We start from the raw sequence: 25,107 nt of genomic DNA, 5'->3' as shown, positions 1-25,107 counted from the left end.
TCCTCGAGGGCAACCCTCGGGAACATTCACGGAATCGGGCACTGCGTCCGACGCAGCGATGCACGCTTCGCGTGCTGGCCTGCGACGACGACGAGAGTCTCAGGTCGCCTCGCCCCGCCGCACGTCCTCGGTCCACTGCTCGCTGATGTCCGAGTCGTTCTGGCATCACCGCACGGCGCGGATGATCGCACCGCGCCTGGTCGACATCGCGTGGAACAGCACCGAGCTCGGTGAGGTGCTGGCCCGGTTCGAGCACGTCGCGGACGTCGAGACTCTCATCACCAGGCTCCTCGAGCGGCGCAACCATGCACCCGATTCGACGGAGGTCGCCGCCGAACTCCTCGAGGTCATCGGGTATCCCGGTGATCCGTTCGTCCTCCCCGCGCCGCCCGTCCGTCCCACTCCGGCGGTGCGCTTCGGGGTTCCCGCGTTCGCGACGACCGCCGAGCTCGCCGCGTCCCTGGACGTCACCGTCTCCGAACTCGACTGGTTCGCCGACGTCGGCGGCTGGTTGCGTCGGGCGGCTCCGCCGCTGCGCCACTACCGGGCTCGTGAGGTGGCCAAGAGTCGCGGCGGGACGCGCATCCTGGAGATTCCCAAGCCGAGACTGCGCGAGATGCAGCGGCGCGTGCTCCACCGCGTCCTCGATCACGTGGTGCCGCATCCTGCCGCTCACGGTTTCCGGGCCGGTCGGAGTGCCGTGACCTTCGCGCGCCCACACGAGGGCCGGGACGTCGTCGTCCGGGTCGATCTCGCGGACTTCTTCCCGACGGTGACGAGGCCGCGCGTGCGCGCCGTCTTCGAGGCCTGCGGGTACCCGTACCGGGTGGCGTCGGTCCTCGCCGGCATCTGCACCACCGCGATGCCGGTCGACGAGGTCGCCGGTCTGCCCCGGACTCAGGCGGCACTGCTGCGCGTCCCGCACCTCCCGCAGGGGGCACCGACCTCGCCTGCGCTCGCCAATCTGGTGGCCCGCGGACTCGACCGTCGCGTCGCGGGTCTCGCCCGCGCCCGTGGGCTCGTCTACACCCGCTACGCCGACGACCTGGCGCTGTCGGGCCCGTCGGACACCGATGTGGGCACGATCCTCTGGGCGCTCGACCGCATCGTGCGCGACGAGGGCTTCGTGGTGAACGGTGACAAGACTCACGTGGCGCGTGCACACCGTCGGCAGACGCTGGCCGGGCTGGTGGTGAACGAGAGTGCCGCGGCGCCCCGCGACCGCTACGACGCTCTCCGCGCGCTGCTCCACAACAGTGTTCGTACCGGTGCCGCTGCCCAGAATCGTGCAGGTGTACCGGACTTCCGTGCCTCGGTGTACGGGCAGATCGCCTGGATCGGCGAAAGCAGTCCTTCGCGGCGGTCACGACTTCTGGCCATGGCGGAACGAGTCGATTGGGACTCCTGACAGATCCGGGACGTTCGGTCTGATTCGAGTTGTAACGAGTGCGGTCGTCCGGCGATACTCCTCATGGCTCCGCATCGCTGCCTGACCCCCGACCCGGCAGCGGTGCGGAGCCGTCTTCGTGAGGAGTAGGGCACCGACCCCAGTGGGTAGGCTCGAGCAGAGGGCGAACGCGCCTGTTCAGCACGACGGAAGGGAGCCGGGTGACCGAGGACGTACCGGCGCAGCACGAGCACCGGACCGCCCCCGAGGGCACGCGCTCCACCCGCCGGCGCACGATCGCGCTGTCCGCGGCCGGCGGCGTCGTCGCCGTGGCCGCGCTCCTGTACGCCGCCGACTGGTTCACCTCCACCGGTGACATCCCCCGCGGCGTGACCGTCGCGGGCGTCGAGGTCGGCGGCCGCAGTGTGGCGGAGGCGGACAACCGGCTCCGCGACGCCCTGGGTCCGCGCACCGACGCCCCGGTGGACGTGCGCGCGGACGATGTCGCCGCCACCCTCACCCCGGCCGCGGCCGGTCTCGGAATCGACTGGGCAGCAACCCTCGATCGTGCCGGCGACCAGCCTCTCTCCCCGTTCACCAGGCTCGCGTCGTTCTTCGGCACCCGCGAGATCGGTGTCGTGTCCACTGTCGACGACGCGGCACTCACCGCCGCCGTCGGATCGTTGTCCCCGCAGGTCGACCGCCCCGCGGTGGAGGGCGACGTGGTCATCGAGGCCGGCGTGCCCCGCGCCGTCGGACCCGTTCCCGGACGCACGCTCGACGTACCGGGTGCGGCCTCCGCGTTCCGCACCGACTGGGCCGAGGGCGGTCCGGTGGAGCTCCCCGTCGTCGTCGAGGACGTCGAGGTCGACGCTGCCGCGATCGACGCGGCGATCCAGGACGTGGCGACGCCCGCGGTGTCGGCGCCGGTGGTCGTGAACGGCGAGGACGGTGCGACGACGACGCTCGCACCCGATCGCGTCGGCGAGGTCCTGAGCTTCGAACCGGACGACGACGGCGGTCTGCGGCCGGTGTACGACACGAATGCCGCGATCGGCATCCTCGCGCCCGGGCTGGCGGCCACCGAGACCCGGCCCGTCGACGCGCGCTTCGACTTCTCCGGGGGCCGACCCGTGGTGGTTCCGTCCGTCGACGGCACCGAGGTGCGCTGGCCGGAGACACTGGCCACCCTGCCGGACCTGCTGGCGGCGTCCGGTGACGCGCGCACCACCGTCGCGCAGTACGGAAAGCGTCCGGCGGCACTGACCACGGACGCGGCGAACGCTCTCGGAATCCGGGAAGTGATCAGCGAGTACACGACCGGCGGGTTCGAGTACGCGTCGGGCGTCAACATCGGTCTCACGGCGGACATCGTGAACGGCGCTGTGGTGAAGCCGGGGGAGACGTTCTCACTCAACGGCTACACCGGCCCCCGCGGGACGGCGCAGGGGTTCGTCGAGTCGGGCATCATCGACAACGGCCGACCCGATCGCGCCGTCGGCGGAGGCATCAGCCAGTTCGCCACCACCCTGTACAACGCCGGCTACTTCGGCGGCATGGACGACGTCGATCACACCGAACACAGCTACTACATCAGCCGCTACCCCGAGGCCCGCGAGGCGACGGTCTTCGAGGGCGCGATCGATCTGCAGTTCCGGAACCCGGCGTCGACGGGTGTGGTCGTCGAGTCGTTCGCCGACGGATCCTCCGTCACCGTGCGGTTGTGGGGCACCAAGACCGTCGAGGTGGAGTCGATCACCGGCTCCCGCAGCCGACCCACCACGCCGGACACCGTCCGGCTGCCGCGCGGAGACCAATGTGTCGCGTCGAGCGGAGCGCCCGGCTTCACCACCAGCGACACCCGGATCATCCGCGACGCGGCGACGGGTGCGGAGATCTCGCGGAACACGCGCACGGTGCGCTACGACCCGGTGCCGATCGTCCGCTGCGAGTGAGGCCCGCCGTTGGGCTCGGCGTGATCCGAATCCAGGGGCTGTGACCTTGCCCAGTGCCGGGCCCGCGATGGTGGCGGCGGATGGCGCGCGGCCCTACCGTGGGGTTCCATGAGTCAGACCGCAGCCTCCGAGCTCGACCAGGCGACCCTCCGTCAGGCGTACGGCACTTTCCCGAGTGGGGTCGTTGCCATCGCGGCTCGCATCGGCGACGTGCCGGTCGGTCTGGCCGCGAGCAGTTTCGTGTCGGTCTCCCTCGACCCGCCGCTGGTCGCGGTGTGCATCCAGAACACGTCGTCCACGTGGCCCAAGTTCCGCGACGCGACGCACATCGGCATCAGCGTTCTCGGCGAGGCCCACGACGTGGCCGCGCGCAGCCTCGCAGCGAAGACGGGTGACCGGTTCGCTGGTCTGACGCTGGAGACGACGCCCGACGGGGCCATCTTCATCGACGGCGCGTCCTCGTGGCTCGACACCACAATCGAGCAGGAGCTGCCGGCGGGTGATCACGCCATCGTCCTGCTGCGCGTGCACGGTCTCGAGGTGCACTCCGACGTCGCGCCCATCGTGTTCCAGGGCAGCCGCTTCCGAAAGCTGGTCGTCGAGCAGCGCTGAGTCTCGTCCTCCGATGTCGAGCGAGAATCCGCGGATCCGCAGATTTCCGAGCGATCGGGTGGCTCCGGACGCGCGCCTGGCGATCCACGCATCCGCCGTGGACTTTCAGTTAATCATCGTTTACTGTCCTGGTTAGTGAGTGTTAACTGACGGACGGGCTGAGCGATGACGATGCTGGACGGTGCTCGAACCGAGCGCACGAGCAGGCGGGACGACCACCTCGCGCTGGTCGACGAGCTGCACCGAGCCATGGCGGCCGCTGCCCGCGGCGGCAGTGACGCCTCCCGAGAGCGCCATGTCTCCCGCGGCAAGCTGCTTCCGCGCGACCGTGTCGACACGCTGCTCGACGACGGCAGCCCGTTCCTCGAGATCGCCCCGCTGGCCGCGAACGGCATGTACGACGATGCGTGCCCGGGCGCTGGTGTGATCGCCGGAATCGGCCGGGTGTCGGGCCGCGAGGTGATGGTCGTGGCCAACGACGCCACGGTCAAGGGCGGCACGTACTACCCGATGACCGTCAAGAAGCATCTGCGCGCGCAGGAGATCGCCCTGCAGAACCGGCTGCCCTGCGTGTACCTCGTCGACTCGGGTGGCGCGTTCCTGCCGATGCAGGACGACGTGTTCCCCGACCGGGAACACTTCGGCCGGATCTTCTTCAACCAGGCGACGATGAGTGCGAAGGGCATCGCCCAGATCGCGGCGGTGATGGGGTCCTGCACCGCCGGTGGCGCGTACGTGCCCGCGATGAGCGACGAGGCGATCATCGTCCGCAACCAGGGCACCATCTTCCTGGGTGGACCGCCGCTGGTGAAGGCGGCCACCGGCGAGGTGGTCACGGCCGAGGACCTCGGTGGCGGCGACGTCCACTCCAAGATCTCGGGCGTGACGGATCACCTCGCGACCGACGATCGTGACGCGCTCCGCCGGGTCCGCGCGATCGTGGCCACCCTCGGCCCCCGCACGCCGTCGCCGTGGGAGGTACGCACACCGTTGCCTGCGAGCGACCAGTCGGAGCTGTACGACGTGGTGCCGACAGATCCGCGCACCCCGTACGACGTGCACGAGGTGATCACCCGCCTGGTGGACGGTGGGCAGTTCCAGGAGTTCAAGGCCGAGTACGGCACCACGCTGGTCACCGGTTTCGCCCACATCAACGGACACCCGGTCGGCATCGTCGCCAACAACGGTGTCCTGTTCGGTGAATCCGCCGTCAAGGGAGCACATTTCATCGAGTTGTGCGACAAGCGGTCAGTGCCGTTGCTGTTCCTGCAGAACATCACCGGCTTCATGGTCGGGCGGGAGTACGAGGCGGGCGGCATCGCCAAGCACGGCGCGAAGATGGTCACCGCGGTGGCGTGTGCCCGGGTACCGAAGCTGACGGTCGTCATCGGCGGGTCCTACGGCGCGGGCAACTACTCGATGTGCGGCCGGGCGTACTCGCCGCGCTTCCTGTGGATGTGGCCGAACGCGCGCATCTCCGTCATGGGCGGGGAGCAGGCGGCGTCGGTGCTCGCGACCGTGCGCAGCGATCAGCGGTCGGCGTCCGGCGAGCCGTGGACCGAGGACGAGCAGGAGCGGTTCAAGGAACCCATCCGCCGTCAGTACGAGGAGCAGGGCAACCCGTACCACTCGACGGCGCGGCTGTGGGACGACGGCATCATCGATCCGGCCGACACCAGAACTGTTCTCTCACTTGCTCTGTCGGTGTGCGCCAACGCACCGCTCGAGCCGGTGTCCTACGGCGTCTTCAGGATGTGAGTGTGATGACCACGATCGACACGGTGCTCGTCGCGAATCGCGGTGAGATCGCCGTCCGGGTGTTCCGGACACTGCGCACCATGGGAATTCGCTCCGTCGCGGTGTACAGCGACGCGGACGCCGACGCGCTGCACGTGCGCTCCGCGGACACCGCGGTACGACTGGGTCCGGCGCCCGCACGCGAGAGCTATCTGAACATCGACAAGGTGATCGACGCGGCTCTCGCCAGCGGCGCCGACGCGATCCACCCCGGATACGGGTTCCTCTCGGAGAATGCGGCATTCGCGGCGGCGTGCGAGAAGAACGGCATCACGTTCATCGGCCCGCCGACACGTGCGATCGAGACCATGGGCGACAAGATCACGGCGAAGAAGGCGGTCTCCGCGTTCGACGTGCCGGTGGTGCCCGGTATCGCGGAACCCGGACTCACGGACGACGAACTGATCGCGGCCGCGGCCGACATCGGCTACCCCGTGCTGATCAAGCCGTCGGCCGGTGGCGGCGGCAAGGGCATGCATCTGGTCGAACGAGCCGAGGACCTGGCGGCGGCACTGGTGCGGGCCAGGCGAGAGGCGGCGTCGTCGTTCGGCGACGACACCCTCTTCCTCGAACGATTCGTGTTGCGTCCCCGGCACATCGAGGTGCAGGTGATGGCGGACGCCCACGGCCATGTGGTCCATCTCGGTGAGCGCGAGTGCTCGCTGCAGCGCCGTCACCAGAAGGTGATCGAGGAGGCGCCGTCGCCGCTGCTCGACGAGGTGACGCGGGCGCGGATCGGCGAGGCCGCGTGTGCGACCGCTCGGAGTGTCGACTACGTCGGCGCCGGCACCGTCGAGTTCATCGTCTCCGCCGACGCGCCCGACGACTTCTTCTTCATGGAGATGAACACCCGTCTGCAGGTGGAGCATCCGGTGACCGAGGAGGTCACCGGCATCGATCTCGTGGAGCTGCAGATACGGATGGCAGCGGGCGACACGCTGCCGCTGCAGCAGGAGGATGTGACGTTGACCGGTCACGCGATCGAGGCGCGTGTCTACGCGGAGGATCCGGGCCATGGCTTCCTGCCCACCGGCGGCCGAGTGATCGGACTGCATGAACCGGCGGGCACCGGTGTCCGCGTGGACTCGTCGCTCGCACCGGACACGGTGGTGGGCAGCGACTACGACCCGATGCTGGCCAAGGTCATCGCGCACGGTCGGGACCGCGCCGAGGCACTGCGCATCCTGCGGCGGGCGCTCGGCGAGACGGCGGTGCTCGGCGTGGGCACCAACATCGACTTCCTCTCGTACCTGCTGGCCGATCCCGACGTCACCGCCGGCCGTCTGGACACGGGCCTGCTGGACCGGGTCGCACCCGACTACGCGGCGCCCGTCGCGACGGACGAGGTCATCGCCGCCGCAGCCGTGTTCGACTGGTGCGCAGCCTGGCCCGCGCAGGACGACGGCGCGTGGACCGTTCCGAACGGGTGGCGTCTCGGTGGTCGGAGCGCACCGACGACAGTCCTCGTCGAGGACGCCGGGCGGCAGCGCACCGTCGCGGTGACCGGGTCGCCGAGCGACGCGGCGGTGACCGTCGACGGCGGAGATGCTCGGTCGCTGACGGTGACTCTCGACGGTGCGACTCTCGTGGTCGCGATCGACGGTCGCCGGACGACGTACACGGCTGCGCGGGACGCGGACGGGCTCTGGCTCGCGGCTTCCGGTGGTGTGTGGCATCTGCGCCCCGCCGCGGAGATCGACCTCGCCGCCGGGGGCGAGGCGGAGCTCGAGGACACGGTGCGCAGCCCCATGCCGGGCACCGTGATCGCCGTCGAGGTGGCGAACGGTGACACCGTCACGGCCGGAACCGTTCTCGTGGTCGTGGAAGCCATGAAGATGGAGCACGCCCTCACTGCTCCCGCGGACGGCATCGTCGAGGTGACGGTGGCGACAGGCGACCAGGTCGCCGTGAACCAGGTACTCGCACGCATGACCACGGACCCGAAAGAGGATGCAGCATGAGCACATCGACCGTCGCGGGACACAGCCTGTTGTCCGACGAGCACCAGCAGCTGATCGCCTCGGTGCGCGACTTCGCTCGCACCGTGGTGGCGCCCGTCGCCGCGCAGCACGATCGCGATCACACGTTTCCCTACGAGGTGGTCCGCGGCATGGCGGACATGGGACTGTTCGGACTGCCGTTCCCCGAGGAGTACGGCGGCATGGGCGGCGACTACTTCGCGCTGTGCCTCGCCCTCGAGGAGCTGGGCAAGGTGGATCAGAGCGTCGCGATCACGCTCGAAGCCGGTGTCTCCCTGGGCGCGATGCCCGTGTACCGCTTCGGTACGGACGCGCAGAAGAAGGAGTGGCTCCCCAAGCTGACGTCGGGCCGGGCGCTCGGCGCGTTCGGCCTCACCGAGCCCGGTGCCGGCAGCGACGCCGGCGGTACGCGCACCACCGCGGTGCGCGACGGTGATCACTGGGTGATCAACGGGTCGAAGCAGTTCATCACGAACTCCGGCACCGACATCACCGAGCTGGTGACGGTGACCGCCGTGACCGGAACCGATGCCTCCGGGCGCAAGCAGATCTCCTCGATCATCGTGCCGACGGACACCCCCGGCTTCGAGGCCGGTCCCGCGTACGACAAGGTCGGGTGGAACGCCTCGGACACTCACCCCCTGTCGTTCACCGATGTTCGTGTGCCGCTGGAGAATCTGCTCGGCGACGAGGGCCGTGGTTACGCCGGGTTCCTGCAGATCCTCGACGAGGGCCGTATCGCCATCGCCGCGCTCGCCGTCGGTGTGGCGCAGGGGTGCGTCGACGAGAGTGTGAAGTACGCGAAGGAGCGCGAGGCGTTCGGTACCGCCATCGGCCGGAACCAGGCCATCGCATTCAAGATCGCCCGCATGGAGGCGCGCGCCTACGCCGCCCGGACCGCCTACTACGACGCTGCAGCGCTCATGTCGGCGGGCAAGCCCTTCAAGAAGGAAGCGGCCATCGCCAAGCTGATCTCGTCGGAGGCCGCGATGGACAACGCGCGCGACGCCACGCAGGTGCACGGCGGATACGGGTTCATGAACGAGTACACGGTCGCGCGGCACTACCGCGACAGCAAGATCCTCGAGATCGGCGAGGGCACCACGGAGGTGCAGCTGATGCTCATCGCGCGCCAGGTGGGGCTGTGACCGAACCGGAGCGCATCGTCCAGCGCGGCCTGTGGTTCGACGAGATGACGGTGGGCACCGTCTACGAGCACCGGCCCGGGCGCACCGTCACCGAGGCGGACAACGTCCTGTTCACCACCCTCACGATGAACACGCAGGCGCTGCATCTCGACGCCGCGTACAGCGTGGACACCGCGTTCGGGGAGCGGCTCGTGAACTCGATGTGGACGCTCTCCACGCTGGTCGGGCTCTCCGTCGCCCAGCTGACGCAGGGCACCATCGTCGCGAACCTCGGGTTCTCGGAGATCAGCTTCCCGAAGCCGATGCTGCACGGTGACACCCTCTACGGCGAGACGGTGATCGCGGACAAGCGAGAGTCGGCGTCGAGACCCGGAGAAGGCGTCGTGACGTTCGAGCACACGGGCCGCAATCAGCACGGCGACGTCGTCGCGCGCGCCGTGCGGAAGACCCTCGTCCGGATGGCTCCCGCGTCGTGACGGGGCTCGGTCCGGTCTGGATGTTCTGCCCGGCCGACAGGCCCGAGCGCTACCGGAAGGCCGCCGCGGCAGCAGACGTGGTGATCCTGGACCTCGAGGACGCGGTGGCCCCCGGTGACAAGGAAGCGGCGCGGCAGGCCGTCGTCGACACCCCACTCGATCCGGACCGCACCGTGATCCGCGTCAACGCGCGATCGACGCCGTACTTCGAGGCTGATCTGGCAGCCCTGTCCGAGACGGTCTACCACCGCGTGATGGTGCCCAAGTGTGAATCGGCGCAGGACGTCTCGGCACTGGCCCCACGATCGGTGGTCGCCCTCGTCGAGACCCCACTCGGGATCCTGCACGCTGCGGAGATCTGCGCAGCCGACGGGTGCGAGGGCATGATGTGGGGCGCGGAGGACCTGGTGGCCGCGCTCGGCGGAGCTTCCTCGCGTCGCGGCGACGGGTCGTATCGCGACGTGGCCGTGCACGCACGCTCGACCGCTCTGCTGGCGGCCAAGGCCTTCGGGCGCCAGGCTCTGGACTCGGTGTATCTGGACATCGCCGATCTCGACGGACTGCGCGCCGAGTCGGAGGACGCCGTCGCGGTGGGGTTCGACGCCAAGGTGGCGCTGCACCCGACGCAGGCCGCCGTGATCCGCGAGTGTTACACCCCCACAGCCGATCAGGTGGACTGGGCCCGTCGGGTCGTGGCTGCCGCCGCCACCGAGCGCGGAGTGTTCACCGTCGACGGCAGGATGGTCGACGCGCCGGTGATCCGGCACGCCGACCGCATCCTGCGGGGACTCGGCTAGCGAGTCGGTGTCGCGGTGGTACCCGTGACGACGCGCGGCAACGCGAGACCCAGCCCGATCATGCCGACGCCGAGCACGAGGTGCAGCCAGTTGTCGGCGTCGTTCAGCGGCACGAAGTTGGCGCTGCTCTCGTGGTCGATGACGAGCCCGTACACGAAGAGCACCAGGTAGATGATGCCGCCGCCGATGAGGTACAGCCTCGCCGAGGACGGTGCGCGGGCCAGCAGGATCCCGGCGACGCCGAACAACAGGTGCACGATGTTGTGCAGGATCGACACCTCGAAGATGCCCAGGAGCATCGCCCCGCTGTGGTGGCCCGCGAAGGTGAGCATGTCGTAGTCCGTCGTGATGCCCGGGACGAACCCGAGCACACCGACGAGAAGGAACACGACGCCGACGATCAGTGCTCCCCATTGAACCGGTGACCGGCGGACCACGGTACGGCCCGCTCTGTTCGTGTTCGCCATGGTGGATCCTCTCCTGTCGCGAGTGGGCCTGTCCCACTGCGCAACGCGAGGTGTAGCCGGTGGGCGTCGCGATAAACGCGGTGTCGGGCCGACTCCGCGAGAGCGGCCGGGAAGCGCCCCCACCACACAGCACTGCGGCCCGGCTGGAGTACCAGCCGGGCCGCAGTGGGGATTCAGCGGATCAGAACGCCGCTTCGTCGAGCTCCATGACGTCGTTGTCCAGGTCGGACAGGATCTGACGGGTGGAGGTCAGGCGGGGCAGGATGTTCTTGGCGAAGAACGACGCTGCGCCGATCTTGCCCTCGTAGAACGCCTTGTCCTTCTCGCCGGCGCCGTTGTCGAGTGCGGCGATGGCGATCTCGGACTGACGCAGCAGCAGCCAGCCGATCATCAGGTCGCCGACGCTCATGAGCAGGCGGACGGATCCGAGGCCGACCTTGTACAGCTCGGTCGGCTGCTCCTGGGCACCCATGAGGTGCTGCGTGAGTGTGGCGACCATGCCCTGCACGTCCTCGAGGGCGGTGTTGAGCAAGGCACGCTCGCTCTTGAGGCGACCGTTGCCCGCCTCGCTGTCGATCCACGTCTTGATCTGGCCGGCGACGTGGGCCAGTGCGACGCCGCGGTCCCGGGCGATCTTGCGGAAGAAGAAGTCCTGCGCCTGGATGGCCGTGGTGCCCTCGTACAGCGAGTCGATCTTGGCGTCGCGGATGTACTGCTCGATGGGGTAGTCCTGCAGGAAGCCGGAGCCACCGAGCGTCTGGAGGCTCTGCGCCAGCTGCTCGTACGCGACCTCGGAACCCACACCCTTGACGATGGGGAGCAGCAGGTCGTTGACGCGGAACGCGGTGTCCTTGTCGGCGCCCGAGACGTGCAGTGCGGCAACCTCGTCCTGGTGAGCGGCCGTGTAGAGGAACACCGCGCGCAGGCCCTCCGCGTACGCCTTCTGCGTCATCAGCGAGCGACGGACGTCGGGGTGATGCGTGATGGAGACGCGGGGCGCGGCCTTGTCGGTCATCTGCGTCAGGTCAGCACCCTGAATGCGCTGCTTGGCGTAGTCGAGCGCGGTGAGGTACCCGGTGGACAGCGTCGAGATGGCCTTGGTGCCCACCATCATTCGAGCGTGCTCGATGACGTCGAACATCTGCGCGATGCCGTTGTGGACGTCGCCGACGAGCCAGCCCTTGGCGGGGACGCCGTGTCCGCCGAGGGTCAGCTCACAGGTGGCCGAGACCTTGAGGCCCATCTTGTGCTCGACGTTGGTGACGAACACGCCGTTGCGCTCGCCGAGTTCGCCGGTCTCGCTGTCGAAGTGGAACTTCGGGACGAAGAACAGCGACAGTCCCTTGGTGCCCGGCTTGGCGCCCTCGGGGCGAGCGAGCACGAGGTGGAAGATGTTCTCGAAGAGATCGTCCGAGTCGGCCGAGGTGATGAAGCGCTTGACGCCCTCGATGTGCCAGCTGCCGTCGGCCTGCTCGACGGCCTTGGTGCGGCCGGCGCCCACGTCCGAACCCGCGTCGGGCTCGGTGAGGACCATGGTGGCGCCCCAGTTGCGCTCGGAGGCGAGTACGGCCCACTTCTTCTGCTGCTCGTTGCCGTTGTCGGAGAGGATTTGCGCGAAGCCCGGGCCGGCGGAGTACATGAAGGCGGCGGGGTTCGATCCGAGGATCATCTCGGCGACGGCCCAGAACACCTGGCGCGGTACCGGCATGCCGCCGAGTTCCTCGTCGAGGCCCAGGTGATCCCAGCCGGCTTCCTGCAGCGCGCGGTACGACTTCTTGAACGACTCCGGGAGGGTGACGGTGTGCGTCTCGGGGTCGAAGGTCGGCGGGTTGCGGTCGGCGTCGGCGAAGGACTCCGCGAGCGGGCCCTCGGCGAGGCGGCGGACCTCGGAGAGCATGTCACGCACGGTGTCGACGTCGAGATCGCCGAACTGTCCGGACTCGAGCGTCTTGTCCAGGGCGAACAACTCGAACAGGTTGAACTCGAGATCGCGAAGATTGCTCTTGTAATGACCCATGGTGATGCGTTCTCCGTCTCAGTGGTGCGGTCCGGCCTCGGTACCGCCTGTGTGGCCCGGCGCTACCTACTCGCCAGTAACATACGGCTATGTTACGCCGGATCGGGAACACTGCCAATAGGGGTCTACTCGTCGGTAACTCGTCCCACCACAAGGGCGTCGATCGCTGCGGAATCACCTACGTGCCGCACCCTGTCCTCGGCGACGAGAATGCGCATCCTGTCGCCGATGTCCGCGACCAGATCGTCTGGGCTGTAAAGGATCTCGGGATCCTGAGGACCGCCGACGCCATTCTTCAGATTGGCAGAATGGTGACCCACGATCACGAGGATTCCCTCATGTTTCAACGCCTGGACGGCAGTCGCGAGGACGTTTTCACGCTCGGTCCGCGATAAATGCAGGTAGGCGATGACAACGAGATCATAATCCTGCTCGGGTGTGAGTGTGGTCACGTCCGCGTGGACCCACCGCACTCGCTCGCGGATCGACGCGGTGGCCGTGGCGGCGATGCGGACCGCCTTGGTCAGCGCCACGCTGCTGAAGTCGACGGCGTCGACACTCCATCCGCGCGTGGCGAGCCAGAGGGCGTTGCGCCCCTCGCCGCACGCGAGATCGAGCGCCCGGCCGCGCGGCAGGGAGGTGCAGAACTCGACGACCATGTCGTTCGGCGGTGCGCCCCAGATGAGTTCGGCGCGTTCGTACTTGGCGTCCCAGGCCGCGGCGTCCACTCAGGTCCAGACCGAGTCGGGGTCGACGGACGAGCGGGCCGGACCCGCCGGCGTGGACGTGGCGGTACGCCCGAAACGCGGCGCCGGGGCGTGCTGGGTGACCGCGTCGATGTCGATGAGGCTGCCGCGTTCGGCCATGTGGCGGTGGCGCGTGGCCTCGTCGAAGGTCAGCACGGGGGTGACGCAGGCGTCCGTGCCGTCGAAGACGGCGGCCCACTCGTCGCGCGTGCGGGAGGCGAACACCTCCGTGAAGGTCGACCGCAGCGTCGGCCACTGCTCACGGTCGAGCTGGTGCGGCAAGGCCGACGGATCGAGCCCGAGTCCCTGCAGCATCGCGGCGTAGAACTGGGGTTCCAGCGCGCCGACGGCGACGTGCTTGCCGTCGGACGTCTCGTACGTGTCGTAGAACGGGGCACCGGTGTCCAGCAGGTTCGTGCCGCGCTCGTCGGACCACATGCCGATCCCGCGCCACCCCCAGATCATGTGCGACAACGCGACGGTGCCGTCGACCATGGCCGCGTCGATCACCTGGCCCTTCCCGGACCGACCGCGCTCGACCAGCGCTGCGAGAATGCCCATGACGAGGAACATCGATCCACCGCCGAAGTCGCCGACCATGTTCATCGGGGGTACCGGGCGCTCACCCTCGCGTCCGATCGCGTGCAGCACTCCGGTGACCGAGATGTAGTTGATGTCGTGTCCCGCGACCTGCGACCACGGACCCTCCTGGCCCCACCCCGTCATGCGTCCGTAGACCAGACCGGGGTTGCGCTCGGCGACGACGTCGGGTCCCAGACCCATGCGCTCGGTGACCCCCGGACGGAAGCCCTCGATGAGGACGTCGGCGCGGGAGATCAGGTCGAGCACCCGTTCCAGCTCGGCCGGATCCTTCAGGTTCGCCTCGACGATGCGGCGGTTGCGGAGCAGGGGGTCGCCCGGTGATCCCTCGGCCGGCAGCGCGCCCGCACGCTGGACGCGCACGACGTCGGCGCCGAGGTCGGCCAGCAGCGTCGCGGTGTGCGGTCCGGGGCCGATGCCCGCGAGTTCCACGACCTTGATTCCGGCGAGAGGTCCACCTGCAGTAGTCATGGCGCGACCTTATCCACCGGAACCTGCCCGACGACAGGACCGGACTGTGCGGGTCGGGAGACTCAGAGGAACTCCGACGCGGCGTCGTCCACCCGCGACCGGTAGTCACCCCACCAGTCGGCGTCACCGTCCGCCAGGTTGGAGTTGCCGGGAGCCAGTCCGGCGCTGCCGTCGGCGAGTTCGCGCACGATGTCGGCGTGGCCGGCATGGCGGTGTGTCTCCGCGATCAGGTGCACCAGGATGTACTCGACGGTCACGGGGTTCTTCGCCGTCCACCACGGCACCGTCCCCTCCGCTCTCGGTCCGAGGGTGCGCACCGTCTCGTCGGCATGGGCGTTCACCCGGCGGTAGAGGTCGACGAGAGAATCGCGGGACTGGTCGGGTGTGGCCCACATGTCGGCATTGAGTTCGAGTGTCGGGTCGGACCACGGGATCGGTTCGGGGAACGGTCGCCCGAACGTGGACCCGAGGTACCCCGCCTCGGTCATGGCCAGGTGTTTCACGATTCCCAGCAGGTTGGTACCGGTCGACGTGAGGGGCCGACGGATGTCGTACTCCGACGCGCCGTCGAGTTTCCACACCACCGCGTCCCGTCCTCGCTGGAGGTAGGTGAGCAGGTCCTCGGTGTCCGCCATGCCCGATAGCATTCCAAGAGTGACGTCCTTCCGCATCGGTACTCCACTTTCTCCGTCGGCCACCAAGGTGATGCTGCTGGGCTCCGGTGAGCTCGGCAAGGAAGTGATCATCGCGTTCCAGCGCCTGGGCGTCGAGGTGATCGCCGTCGACCGGTACGCGGACGCCCCCGGCCACCAGGTCGCGCACCGCGCCCACACGGTGGACATGAGCGATCCGGACGCCCTGCTCGCCGTCATCGAGTCCGAGGCGCCGCACTTCGTCGTGCCGGAGATCGAGGCCATCGCCACCGAGGCGCTCTCCGTGGTCGAGGACCGCGGGGTCACCACCGTCGTGCCGACGGCCAGGGCTACCCAGCTGACGATGAACCGCGAGGGCATCCGCAGGCTCGCGGCCGAGGAGCTGGGGTTGCCCACGTCGCCGTACGCGTTCGCCGACAGTGTGGACGAGGTTCGCGCGGCGCTCGAGCACACGGGCTTCCCGGCGGTGATCAAGCCGGTGATGTCGTCGTCGGGCAAGGGGCAGTCGGTCGTGACGAGCGACGACGACGTCCAGCGGGCCTGGGACCACGCTCAGGCCGGGGGACGAGTCGCGCTGGGCCGGGTCATCGTCGAGGGCTTCGTCGACTTCGACTACGAGATCACCCAGCTCACCGTCCGCGCGGTCGACGAGAACGGCGCCGACGAGACCTCCTTCTGCGAGCCCATCGGCCACCTCCAGAAGTCCGGCGACTACATCGAGTCGTGGCAGCCCCAGCCCATGTCGGCGGCCGCTCTGCACGCTGCACGCGAGGTCGCCCGCACGGTCACCGCGGCACTCGGCGGCCGCGGCATCTTCGGCGTCGAGCTCTTCGTCAAGGGCGACGACGTGTACTTCTCCGAGGTCAGCCCACGACCGCACGACACGGGCCTGGTCACGCTCGGCACCCAGCGGCTGTCGGAGTTCGAGCTGCACGCGCGCGCCATCCTCGGGCTTCCGGTGGACACCACGCTGCTGACACCCGGCGCGTCCGCGGTGATCTACGGCGGTCTCGACGAGGTGGGCATCGCCTTCGAGGGCGTCGAGCAGGCGCTCCGCGTCCCGGAGACCGACATCCGCCTGTTCGGCAAGCCGGAGAGCTTCGCGAAGCGCCGGATGGGCGTCGCCGTGTCGACCGGTCCGGACGTCGAGACCGCGCGGGAGCGTGCACGCGACGCCGCGAGCCGCGTGCGTCCGGTCTCGGCACGGTGACCGCCGGTGCCGAGGTCCTCGTCGGACTGGTCGTCCTGATCGGCCTGATCGGGATCGTCGTCCCGGTGCTCCCCGGTGTCGTCCTGATTTTCGCCGCGATCGGCGTCTGGGCCTTCGTCGTCGGCACCGCATCGGCGTGGACGGTGTTCGGCATCGCGACGGCGCTGCTGGTGGCATCGGGCGTCGTCAAGTACCTGTGGCCGGGCAGACGACTGAAGACGGCCGGAGTGCCCACCCGTTCCATCGTCGCGGGCGGCGTCGTCGGCATCGTCGGATTCTTCGTCGTCCCGGTCGTCGGACTCTTCCTCGGGTTCCCCCTCGGTGTGTACCTGGCGGAGCTGCCACGGGCGCGCACGTCGGGTTCGGCCTGGCAGTCGACCGTGCACGCGACCAAGGCCGTCGGCCTGTCGATCCTCGTCGAGCTGTTCGGTGGTCTGCTCGCGGCCGGCGTGTGGGTCGTTGCCGTCATCGTGCTCTAACGCTCCCGGTACCAGGCCCTCGCGTTCCTGAACAGCACCTTCTGGAGATCGCCGCCCACTGCCTCGGTCACCAGGTCGATGTCGGAGGGGACGAAGCGTCGCGGGGAGCGCGTGCCGGGCAGGTCGGTCCCGAACATCAGTGCCTCGGGGTTGACGGCATGGATCCTACTCATCGCCTCCACCGGGTCGTGGCCGATGCGGCCGAAGCCCGCCGCCTTGACCCGTGCTCCCCTGTCGACGAGATCGAGGAGGTACGGCATGGCGTCCTCGGCCATGCCGAGGTAGTCGATGCTGATGGCCGGCAGTTTGGACAGGACCGGCTCCAGGGACAGCAACAATCCGGCGTCCGCGTAGAACTCGGCGTGCCATCCGGCGATCTCGTGCGCGCGGACGGCCTGCTCGGTGAGGGTCGACACGTCGGTGTCGCCGCGCCGCAGATTGAATCTGAGCGCTCGGACGCCCGCGTCGTCGAGCGCGATGATGTCCTCGTCCTCGGCGTCCCACGGCAGGTGGGTCACGCCCACCCATCCGTCACCGAGTTCGGTCAGCGCCGCGAGCAGAAAGCTCTGGTCGCTGCCCTGGAACGACCCGGCGATGACGGCGCCGCCCACGACCCCCAGCCCGTCGGTCTCCTCGCGATAGTCGTCGGCAGTGAACACGGGGGGTTCGTATCCGCCGTTCGACACGAGAGGGAACCGCGGATCGATGATGTGGACGTGGCTGTCGAACACGTCTGCCAGGATGCCTCATGATGTGATGAGGCGTACGTCACATTCGATCATCCGTCTCGTCGTGCGAGGAGCTACACATGAAGGCAGAGCCGACCGTGGTCCTGGAGGGCTACACCTACTTCGAGTGCCCACGGTGGCGGGAGGGTCGTGTCTGGGTCTCCGACTTCTACACCCACCAGGTGCTGTCGGCGAACGAGGACGGCAGCCTCGTCCGGGTGGAGGCCGAGGTGCCGCACCAGCCGTCCGGGCTCGGGTGGCTTCCCGACGGTCGGCTCCTGGTCGTCTCGATGCGAGATCAGACCGTTCTGCGGCGCGAGGAGAACGGCGACCTCGTGGTGCACGCTGACCTGTCCGCGCACGCGACCGGCAACGCCAACGACATGCACGTGAATGCGGACGGGCGCGCCTACGTCGGCAACTTCGGATTCGATCTCATGAACATGGCGCCCATCGAGACGGCCTCCCTGCTGCGTGTCGAGCCCGACGGCAGTGTGCACGAGGACGCCACCGATCTGCACTTCCCGAACGGCATGGCCGTCACCGCAGGCGGCGATCTCCTCGTCGACGAGACGCTCGGCAACCGGATCAGCGCCTTCGCGATCGGCGACGACGGTGTCCTCGGACCGCGCCGCGACTGGGCTGTGCTCGGTCCGATGCCCGAGTCGACGGACATGGCCGAGGGCATCGGCCAGGTGGTGGTGGCGCCCGACGGTTGCGCTCTCGCGCAGGACGGCACGCTGTGGGCGGCCGACGCACTGGGGCAGCGCATCGTGCAGATTCGCGAGGGCGAGGGAGTGGTCGACGAGTTGACCTTCGACACCGGGGTGTTCGCGTGCGGATTCGGCGGCGACGACGGCCGCACCCTGTTCGTCTGCGCCGCACCCGATTTCAACGAGCACGCCCGCAAGGACGAGCGCGAGGGACGGCTGCTGTCCGTCCGGATCTGACACGCACGAAGCCCCGAGGACATCCTCGGGGCTTCGGTGCTTCAGCTGCTGGGGTCAGGCCTTGTCGGGCTCGCTGGCGCGCAGCATGTCCTCGCGCTCGACGACCTTGACGCGCTCGCGGCCCTGCGGCTCGCCGAGGCTGCGCTCGTGCGCGTCGAGGCGGTACCAGCCGTCCCACGTGGTGAACGGGACCTTCTTGTCCTCGAGGAACGCGACGACGGCGTCCTCGGACGGGTCGGTGGCACCCGCGAACGACGGGGCGTCGGCGAGGAGGTTCGCGACGGTCTCGTTGGCGTCACCCTTGGTGTGGCCGATGAGGCCGACGGGTCCGCGCTTGATCCAGCCGGTGACGTACGTGGCGTCGACGGGGGTGCCGTCGTTGTTCTTCACGCGGCCGGCCTCGTTGGGGATGGTGCCCGCGAGGTCGTCGAAGGGGAGGTCGGCGATGTTCTGCGACAGGTAGCCCACCGCGCGGTAGACGGCCTGGACGTCCCAGTCGGTGTAGTTGCCGGTGCCCTTGACGTTGCCGGTGCCGTCGAGTTCGGTGCGCTCGGTGCGCAGTCCGACGACCTTGCCGTCCTGGCCGAGCACCTCGTGCGGCGACTCGAAGAAGTGCAGGAACAGCTTGTGCGGGCGGTCGCCGGCATCGCGGATCGCCCAGTCCTGCAGCGTGTTCGCGACCATGTCGACCTGCTTGGACTCGCGGCGGGCCTTCTCCGAGCCTTCGTCGTAGTCGATGTCCTCGGGAGCGACGATGACCTCGATGTTGGGGGAGTGGTCCAGCTCGCGGAGCTCGAGCGGCGTAAACTTGGCCTGGGCGGGGCCGCGGCGGCCGAACACGTGCACCTCGACGGCCTTGTTGGCCTTCAGGCCCTCGTAGACGTTCGCGGGGATCTCGGTGGGCAGCAGCTCGTCGCCCGTCTTGGCCAGTACGCGGGCCACGTCGAGCGCGACGTTGCCGACGCCGAGGACGGCGACCTTCTCGGCGTCGAGGGGCCAGGTGCGTGGCACGTCGGGGTGACCGTCGTACCAGGAGACGAAGTCGGCGGCGCCGTAGCTGCCGTCGAGGTCGATGCCGGGGATGTTCAGCGCGCGGTCCGCGTTGGCGCCGGTGGAGAAGATGACGGCGTCGTAGAAGCGGCGCATCGTCTCGAGGTCGATGTCGGTGCCGTAGTCGATGTTGCCCAGCAGGCGGACCTGCGGCTTGTCGAGCACCTTGTGCAGCGCGGTGATGATGCCCTTGATGCGCGGGTGATCCGGTGCGACGCCGTAGCGGATCAGACCGAACGGAGCGGGCATGCGCTCGAAGAGGTCGATGCTCACGCCGGGGCCGGAGACGTTGTGGTCCGACTTCATCAACGCGTCGGCGGCGTAGATGCCGGCCGGGCCTGCACCCACGATGGCCACTCGGAGCGGGCGGGTCTGGTCAGTCATCAGCGTGGATCTACCTAACATCGTCGTCGGCCGGCCGCCCATCGAGCTCGGAGCGGGCGTCGTGGCCGCAGGGAGGCGGACACCCCAGCATAAGTGACGAGGCGGCGCTTCCGGTGCGCCAGGTGGCCGTGACGTGTGCACAGAGAACCGGGTGAACATCGGGATTCCACCGAGTGATGCGGCACACAGTCGGGCATGGATCGCGGACCCCTCGGGCTTGCGTCAGAGGACAGCTCGACAGTCAGCACCTTCGAAAGGCCGATCGACGTGACCGAACTCAGTCCCGAATCACCCCTGCTCCAGCCGCTCGAACTCGGCGACATCCACGCCCGCAACCGTGTCCTCATGGCGCCGCTCACGCGCAGCCGCAGTGGTGACGACGGTGTGCCCGGTGACCTCGTCGTCGAGTACTACCGCCAACGTGCGGGTGCCGGCCTCATCGTGTCCGAGGGAACGCAGCCCTCCGCCGTCGGCAAGGGCTACACCAACACCCCGGGCCTGCACACCGACGAGCAGCAGGCCGGCTGGGCGAAGATCGCGGACGCGGTGCACGGTGAGGGCGGCAAGATCGTCGTCCAGCTGATGCACGCGGGTCGGGTGTCCCACCCCGACAACTCGGGCCTCGAGGCCATCGCACCGTCCGCCATCGCGCCCGGTATCGAGATGTTCACCAAGGGTGGGTCGAAGGAGATCCCCGCGCCGCGCGAGATCGCCGCGGACGAGATCGCTCGCGTGGTCGACGTGTTCGTCGACGCCTCGACCCGTGCGATCGAGGCCGGTCTCGACGGTGTCGAGCTGCACGCCGCCAACGGCTACCTGCTCCACCAGTTCCTGGCGGACGGCGCGAACCACCGCACCGACTCCTACGGCGGCAGCCCCGAGAACCGTGCGCGCCTCGTTGTGGAGGTCGTGCGCGCCGTCTCCGCCGCCATCGGCGCGGGCCGGGTCGGCATCCGCATCTCGCCCGGAGGCACCGCGAGCGGTATCACCGAGGACGACACGACGGGTGCCTACGAGGCGCTGCTGTCGCAGATCGACGGCCTCGGCCTGGCGTACCTGCACGTGCTCGTCGACGCCGAGGATCCGTTCCTGGGCAAGCTGCGTTCGGCCTGGAGCGGCCCGTTCGTGCTCAACACCGGCTTCGCCGCGATGACCACTCGCGACGAGGCCGAGAAGCTGGTGTCCGACGAGATCGCCGACGCCGTCACGGTGGGTCGGCCGTTCATCGCCAACCCCGACCTGGTGACCCGGTGGACCCACGACACCGAGCTCAACACACCCGACGAGAGCACCTTCTACGGCGGCGGCGCCGAGGGCTACACCGATTACCCGTCGCTCGAGGGCTGAGCTGCATCGAGCTGACATGATCGGAGCATGAGCTCCGAAGAGGATCCGAGACCCACCACCGCAGCGCCCTTCATCGCGGCCGCTGCGGTGGTGGTCGTCGTGGCGGTGATCATCGCGATCCTGTCGCTGACCGGGTCGCCCGACGAGAACGTCAGCGACAACCAGCGCGTCGGGACCGCCGTCGCCGCCTACGTCGAGGCCGTGAAGTCCGGCGACACCGCCGCTGTCACCGCACTGCAGTGCCCCGGCATCACCGACGCACCGCTGGCGGATGCGGGTACGTCGGTGGATCTCGAGAACATCGAGGAGGTGCGGGTCAAGGGTGACGCCGCCGAGGCCGACGTGCGAGTCAGCCTCGACGGCAGCGAGCAGAGCCTCACGTGGAACGCGGTGCGGTCCGGTGACGACTGGCTGCTCTGCAGTCCCTGACGAGCTCTACTCGGCCGTGTCCTTGCTCGCCGTGCGTTCCGACGCCTGAGCTGCGAGGCCGCCCTGGGTGCGCAACGGGACCTCCTTGTAGAACAGGTTGATCACGAAGGCCAGCGCCAGCACGAACCCGGCCACGACGAAGACCGAGTCCATCGCGTCGGAGAATCCGATCTGGAACGGCGCCGCCACCGCGTCGGGCAGCTTCTGGATGAAGGACGTGTCGTCCAGGATGCCCCCGGCGGCCGACCCGTTGCCCTGCACGAGCCCCTGCGCGAGGCCGGACACCGCGGGATCGGTGCTGGACGCGGCCTGACCCACCGCCTCGCGGAACTCGGGAGTCTCCGCGGCGGAACGCAGAGCCGACGCGATGGCGTCGGTCACGCGCGAGAAGAGCAGGGACAGGAACACCGCGACGCCGATGGTGCCGCCGATCTGCCGGAAGAACGTGGCCGACGAGGTGGAGACGCCCATGTCCTGCGGCGGCAGTGCGTTCTGGATCGCGAGGGTCAGAGGCTGCATCAGATTGCCCAGGCCGAACCCGAAACCGAACATCGCGATCATGATCATCCACAGCGGTGTGTCGTACTCGATGAACGAGAACGCGAACATGCAGACCGTCATGAGAGTCGTGCCGATGATGGGATACGGACGGTAGTGGCCCGTGCGGGAGATCATCTGGCCGGAGAAGATCGACGCGACCATGATGCCCAGCACCAGCGGGAGCATCTGGAACCCGGCGAGCGTCGGCGACGAGCCCTTGACCACCTGCAGGTACTGGGGGAGCAGCGTGATGCCGCCGAACATCGCAGCACCGGTGATGACCGAGAGCACGAGTCCGACGCTGAACGTCGAGTTGCGGAAGAAGCGCATCGGGATGAGTGCGTTCGTCTTCATCCTGATCTCGATGGCGATGAAGGCCGCGACGCCGAGGACGCCGATGGCGTAGCAGATCATGGCCCGCCCGGAGCCCCATCCCCACGTGCGTCCCTGCTCGGCGATGATCAGCAGCGGCACCAGTCCGACGGCCAGCGCCGCGGCGCCGCCCCAGTCGACGACCGCGCTGCCGTGTCGACGCGGCAGATTCAGCACCTTGGCGACGACGAACAGAGCGACGATGCCGATGGGCACGTTGACGAAGAACACCCAGCGCCAGCCGGTGATGTTCAGGATCTCGGACTGGCCCGACAACACGCCGCCGATGACCGGACCGAGCACGCTGGACGTGCCGAACACGGCGAGGAAGTAGCCCTGGTACTTGGCCCGCTCCCGCGGCGGGACGATGTCGCCGACGATGGTCAGTGCGAGCGAGAACAGGCCGCCGGCACCGAGGCCCTGGAACGCGCGGAAGGCCGCGAGTTGGTACATCGACGTGGCGAAGCCGCACAGTGCCGATCCGATGACGAAGATCGTGATCGCGGTCAGGAAGAACTGTTTGCGCCCGTAGATGTCCGAGAGCTTCCCGTACAGCGGCGTGGAGATGGTGGCCGTGATCAGGTACGCCGTGGTGACCCACGCCTGAACGGAGAAGCCCTGCAGGTCGTCCGCGATGGTGCGGATGGACGTCGAGACGATCGTCTGGTCGAGCGCGGCCAGGAACATGCCGAGCATCAGACCGGAGATGATCGTCATGATCTGGCGATGGGTGAACTGCCCCGTGTCGCCGCTCGTGTCCGGCTGTGGTGAGCCGGCGCCCGTCGCAGGGCGCAGTGTGTCGTCCGTCATCGGCTCATCCTGCCCCCTCGAGGCCGTACGCTGCGACTATCGGACATATCGGGCCGAGCCGACCATGTGAGAAACTGGCGTCGTGAGCTACGCAGGAGACATCACGCCCGAGCAGGCCTGGGAACTTCTCAGCACCGATCCGGAGGCCTCGCTCGTCGACGTCCGCACCCACGCCGAGTGGAGCTACGTGGGTGTCCCGGACATCTCGTCGCTGGACAAGCCGACGGCCTTCGTCGAGTGGGTCGGCTACCCGGACGGCGCGAGGAACGAGAACTTCGTCGACGAGGTCCGTGCCGCCGGGGTCGAACGAGGACCCGTGGTCTTCCTGTGTCGCTCCGGGCAGCGGTCCATCGGTGCCGCCGAGGCCGCGACCGCTGCGGGGCTCGGACCCGCCTACAACGTGCTCGACGGCTTCGAGGGCGCGACCGACGCCGAGGGTCACCGCGGCAGCGCCGGGTGGCGCGCCGTCGGACTGCCCTGGCGGCAGAAGTGATCCCCACCGGCGGCGGGTTCTCCAAACCCCTGCCCGACGGGGTCGGGCAGGGAACTCTCGGTGTCCGCGGCGGTCTGAACCGCTCGGGGTTCGAGGAGAACGCCGAGGCCCTCTATCTCAGTTCGGGTTTCGTGTACGAGAGCGCCGAGGCCGCCGAGCAGGCGTTCACCGGCGACATCGACCATTTCGTCTACTCGCGCTACGGCAACCCGACCGTCACCATGTTCGAGGAGCGGCTGCGGTTGCTCGACGGCGCCGAGGCGGCCTTCGGCACCTCGAGCGGGATGTCCGCGGTCTTCACCGGGCTCGGAGCGCTGCTGAAGGCCGGCGACCGACTCGTCGCGGCGCGGAGCCTGTTCGGCTCGTGCTTCGTCGTGTGCAACGAGATCCTGCCGCGTTGGGGAGTCGAGACCGTCTTCGTCGACGGCGACGACCTGGACCAGTGGGAACAGGCGCTCGCCGTGCCCACCACCGCGGTGTTCTTCGAGACGCCGTCCAACCCGATGCAGTCGCTCGTCGACGTCCGGCGCGTGACCGAGATGGCGCATGCGGCCGGTGCGAAGGTGGTGCTGGACAACGTCTTCGCGACGCCCGTGCTGCAGCGCAGCTTCGACCTCGGTGCCGACGTGGTGGTGTACTCGGGGACCAAGCACATCGACGGACAGGGGCGCGTGCTCGGGGGCGCCATCCTGGGATCGAAGGAGTACATCGACGGTCCTGTGCAGACGCTCATGCGCCACACCGGTCCCGCGCTGAGCCCGTTCAACGCCTGGACTCTGCTGAAGGGTCTCGAGACGATGCCGCTCCGCGTGCGGCACATGAACGCCTCGGCGCTGGCCGTCGCGGAGTTCCTCGAGGCGCAGCCGGGTATCGGATGGGTGAAGTACCCGTACCTGCCGTCGCACCCCCAGCACGATCTCGCGGTCTCGCAGATGAGCGGCGGCGGCACCGTCGTCACGTTCGAGCTCGAGGGCGGCAAGGCGCGCGCCTTCGAGTTCCTGAACAAGCTGCGCATCATCGACATCTCCAACAACCTCGGCGACGCGAAGTCGATGACGACGCACCCCGCCACCACCACCCACCGGGCCATGGGTCCGGAAGGCCGTGCAGCCGTGGGCATCACGGACGGAGTCGTGCGCATCTCCGTGGGCCTGGAGGACCTCGAGGACCTGCTCGGCGATCTGGCGGGAGCGCTCGCCCGGTAGAGCCG

Annotated in this window: 23 protein-coding genes; 15 read left to right on the top strand and 8 right to left on the bottom strand. The window is 68.8% G+C overall.

Annotation, left to right across the window (positions count from 1 at the left end):
• Positions 1–145 precede the first annotated feature (145 nt).
• From HQ308_RS10260 to HQ308_RS10225, 8 genes are all read left to right on the top strand, one after another.
• On the top strand, positions 146–1,408 hold the full coding sequence (locus tag HQ308_RS10260) for a reverse transcriptase family protein (protein ID WP_261775942.1): 1,263 nt from the start codon (positions 146–148) through the stop codon (positions 1,406–1,408).
• 200 nt (positions 1,409–1,608) lie between these two features.
• Positions 1,609–3,342 (top strand): VanW family protein, encoded by a 1,734-nt coding sequence (locus HQ308_RS10255; protein WP_308115741.1) that lies wholly within the window; start codon positions 1,609–1,611, stop codon positions 3,340–3,342.
• Positions 3,343–3,450: 108 nt separating this feature from the next.
• Positions 3,451–3,954 carry a flavin reductase family protein gene (locus tag HQ308_RS10250; RefSeq protein ID WP_027506194.1) on the top strand — a complete coding sequence of 168 codons (504 nt, stop codon included), beginning with the start codon at positions 3,451–3,453 and terminating at the stop codon, positions 3,952–3,954.
• 171 nt (positions 3,955–4,125) lie between these two features.
• A complete protein-coding gene (locus HQ308_RS10245) occupies positions 4,126–5,712 on the top strand; it encodes a carboxyl transferase domain-containing protein (RefSeq protein ID WP_056442225.1) in 1,587 nt (528 codons plus the stop codon).
• Between the two features lie 5 nt (positions 5,713–5,717).
• Entirely contained in the window at positions 5,718–7,712 is a 1,995-nt protein-coding gene (locus tag HQ308_RS10240) for an acetyl/propionyl/methylcrotonyl-CoA carboxylase subunit alpha (protein WP_222646322.1), read from the top strand.
• Positions 7,709–8,878: an acyl-CoA dehydrogenase family protein gene (locus tag HQ308_RS10235; protein ID WP_027506197.1), complete on the top strand. Its 1,170-nt coding sequence runs from the start codon at positions 7,709–7,711 to the stop codon at positions 8,876–8,878. Before HQ308_RS10240 ends, HQ308_RS10235 begins: the two co-directional genes overlap by 4 nt.
• Positions 8,875–9,354, top strand: a complete 480-nt coding sequence (locus tag HQ308_RS10230; RefSeq protein WP_027506198.1) for a MaoC family dehydratase — start codon at positions 8,875–8,877, stop codon at positions 9,352–9,354. The genes HQ308_RS10235 and HQ308_RS10230 overlap by 4 nt, the downstream gene beginning before the upstream one ends.
• 20 nt (positions 9,355–9,374) lie before the next feature.
• Entirely contained in the window at positions 9,375–10,151 is a 777-nt protein-coding gene (locus HQ308_RS10225) for a CoA ester lyase (RefSeq protein ID WP_056442231.1), read from the top strand.
• Here HQ308_RS10225 and HQ308_RS10220 read toward each other — a convergent pair.
• The 5 genes from HQ308_RS10220 to HQ308_RS10200 form a co-directional block, all read right to left on the bottom strand.
• Positions 10,148–10,618, bottom strand: a complete 471-nt coding sequence (locus HQ308_RS10220; protein WP_222632151.1) for a DUF4383 domain-containing protein — start codon at positions 10,616–10,618, stop codon at positions 10,148–10,150. The genes HQ308_RS10225 and HQ308_RS10220 overlap by 4 nt on opposite strands.
• Before the next feature lie 181 nt (positions 10,619–10,799).
• On the bottom strand, positions 10,800–12,635 hold the full coding sequence (locus HQ308_RS10215; RefSeq protein WP_027506200.1) for an acyl-CoA dehydrogenase: 1,836 nt from the start codon (positions 12,633–12,635) through the stop codon (positions 10,800–10,802).
• Positions 12,636–12,760: 125 nt separating this feature from the next.
• Complete coding sequence (locus HQ308_RS10210; protein WP_222646321.1) at positions 12,761–13,363, bottom strand: bifunctional 2-polyprenyl-6-hydroxyphenol methylase/3-demethylubiquinol 3-O-methyltransferase UbiG; 603 nt, start codon at positions 13,361–13,363, stop codon at positions 12,761–12,763.
• The gene (locus tag HQ308_RS10205; RefSeq protein ID WP_027506202.1) at positions 13,364–14,452 is read right to left on the bottom strand and encodes a CaiB/BaiF CoA-transferase family protein; all 1,089 of its coding nucleotides are present in this window, start codon (positions 14,450–14,452) and stop codon (positions 13,364–13,366) included.
• Between the two features lie 62 nt (positions 14,453–14,514).
• On the bottom strand, positions 14,515–15,087 hold the full coding sequence (locus HQ308_RS10200; RefSeq protein ID WP_222646320.1) for a DinB family protein: 573 nt from the start codon (positions 15,085–15,087) through the stop codon (positions 14,515–14,517).
• On the opposite strand from HQ308_RS10200, the gene purT reads away from it, so the two are divergent.
• On the top strand, positions 15,086–16,315 hold the full coding sequence (gene purT / locus HQ308_RS10195; protein ID WP_222646319.1) for a formate-dependent phosphoribosylglycinamide formyltransferase: 1,230 nt from the start codon (positions 15,086–15,088) through the stop codon (positions 16,313–16,315). The two genes, HQ308_RS10200 and purT, sit on opposite strands and share 2 nt — an antisense overlap.
• On the top strand, positions 16,312–16,794 hold the full coding sequence (locus tag HQ308_RS10190; RefSeq protein ID WP_027506205.1) for a DUF456 domain-containing protein: 483 nt from the start codon (positions 16,312–16,314) through the stop codon (positions 16,792–16,794). The genes purT and HQ308_RS10190 overlap by 4 nt, the downstream gene beginning before the upstream one ends.
• On the opposite strand, the gene HQ308_RS10185 is transcribed toward HQ308_RS10190, so the two are convergent.
• Positions 16,791–17,525: an amidohydrolase family protein gene (locus tag HQ308_RS10185; protein WP_222632134.1), complete on the bottom strand. Its 735-nt coding sequence runs from the start codon at positions 17,523–17,525 to the stop codon at positions 16,791–16,793. The genes HQ308_RS10190 and HQ308_RS10185 overlap by 4 nt on opposite strands.
• Positions 17,526–17,602: 77 nt before the next feature.
• On the opposite strand from HQ308_RS10185, the gene HQ308_RS10180 reads away from it, so the two are divergent.
• Entirely contained in the window at positions 17,603–18,472 is an 870-nt protein-coding gene (locus tag HQ308_RS10180) for an SMP-30/gluconolactonase/LRE family protein (protein WP_222646318.1), read from the top strand.
• A gap of 54 nt (positions 18,473–18,526) precedes the next feature.
• Here the strand turns inward: HQ308_RS10180 and HQ308_RS10175 are convergent, their stop codons facing one another.
• Positions 18,527–19,906, bottom strand: coding sequence for an FAD-dependent oxidoreductase (locus HQ308_RS10175; RefSeq protein ID WP_027506208.1), 1,380 nt, complete (start codon positions 19,904–19,906; stop codon positions 18,527–18,529).
• Positions 19,907–20,173: 267 nt separating this feature from the next.
• On the opposite strand from HQ308_RS10175, the gene HQ308_RS10170 reads away from it, so the two are divergent.
• Both HQ308_RS10170 and HQ308_RS10165 read left to right on the top strand, forming a co-directional pair.
• Entirely contained in the window at positions 20,174–21,253 is a 1,080-nt protein-coding gene (locus HQ308_RS10170; RefSeq protein ID WP_308115739.1) for an alkene reductase, read from the top strand.
• A gap of 27 nt (positions 21,254–21,280) precedes the next feature.
• Positions 21,281–21,682 (top strand): hypothetical protein, encoded by a 402-nt coding sequence (locus HQ308_RS10165; RefSeq protein WP_051613444.1) that lies wholly within the window; start codon positions 21,281–21,283, stop codon positions 21,680–21,682.
• 6 nt (positions 21,683–21,688) lie between these two features.
• On the opposite strand, the gene HQ308_RS10160 is transcribed toward HQ308_RS10165, so the two are convergent.
• Positions 21,689–23,404: an MDR family MFS transporter gene (locus HQ308_RS10160; protein WP_222646316.1), complete on the bottom strand. Its 1,716-nt coding sequence runs from the start codon at positions 23,402–23,404 to the stop codon at positions 21,689–21,691.
• 82 nt (positions 23,405–23,486) lie between these two features.
• On the opposite strand from HQ308_RS10160, the gene HQ308_RS10155 reads away from it, so the two are divergent.
• The gene (locus HQ308_RS10155) at positions 23,487–23,897 is read left to right on the top strand and encodes a rhodanese-like domain-containing protein (protein ID WP_222646315.1); all 411 of its coding nucleotides are present in this window, start codon (positions 23,487–23,489) and stop codon (positions 23,895–23,897) included.
• Positions 23,897–25,102: an O-succinylhomoserine sulfhydrylase gene (locus tag HQ308_RS10150; RefSeq protein ID WP_027506211.1), complete on the top strand. Its 1,206-nt coding sequence runs from the start codon at positions 23,897–23,899 to the stop codon at positions 25,100–25,102. The genes HQ308_RS10155 and HQ308_RS10150 overlap by 1 nt, the downstream gene beginning before the upstream one ends.
• Positions 25,103–25,107: the final 5 nt, after the last annotated feature.

The organism is Rhodococcus sp. BP-241, assembly GCF_019836145.1.
GTDB lineage: Bacteria > Actinomycetota > Actinomycetes > Mycobacteriales > Mycobacteriaceae > Rhodococcoides.
The sequence above is the reverse complement of the archived record's forward strand: the minus strand, read 5'-3'. Positions and strand labels throughout refer to the sequence as shown.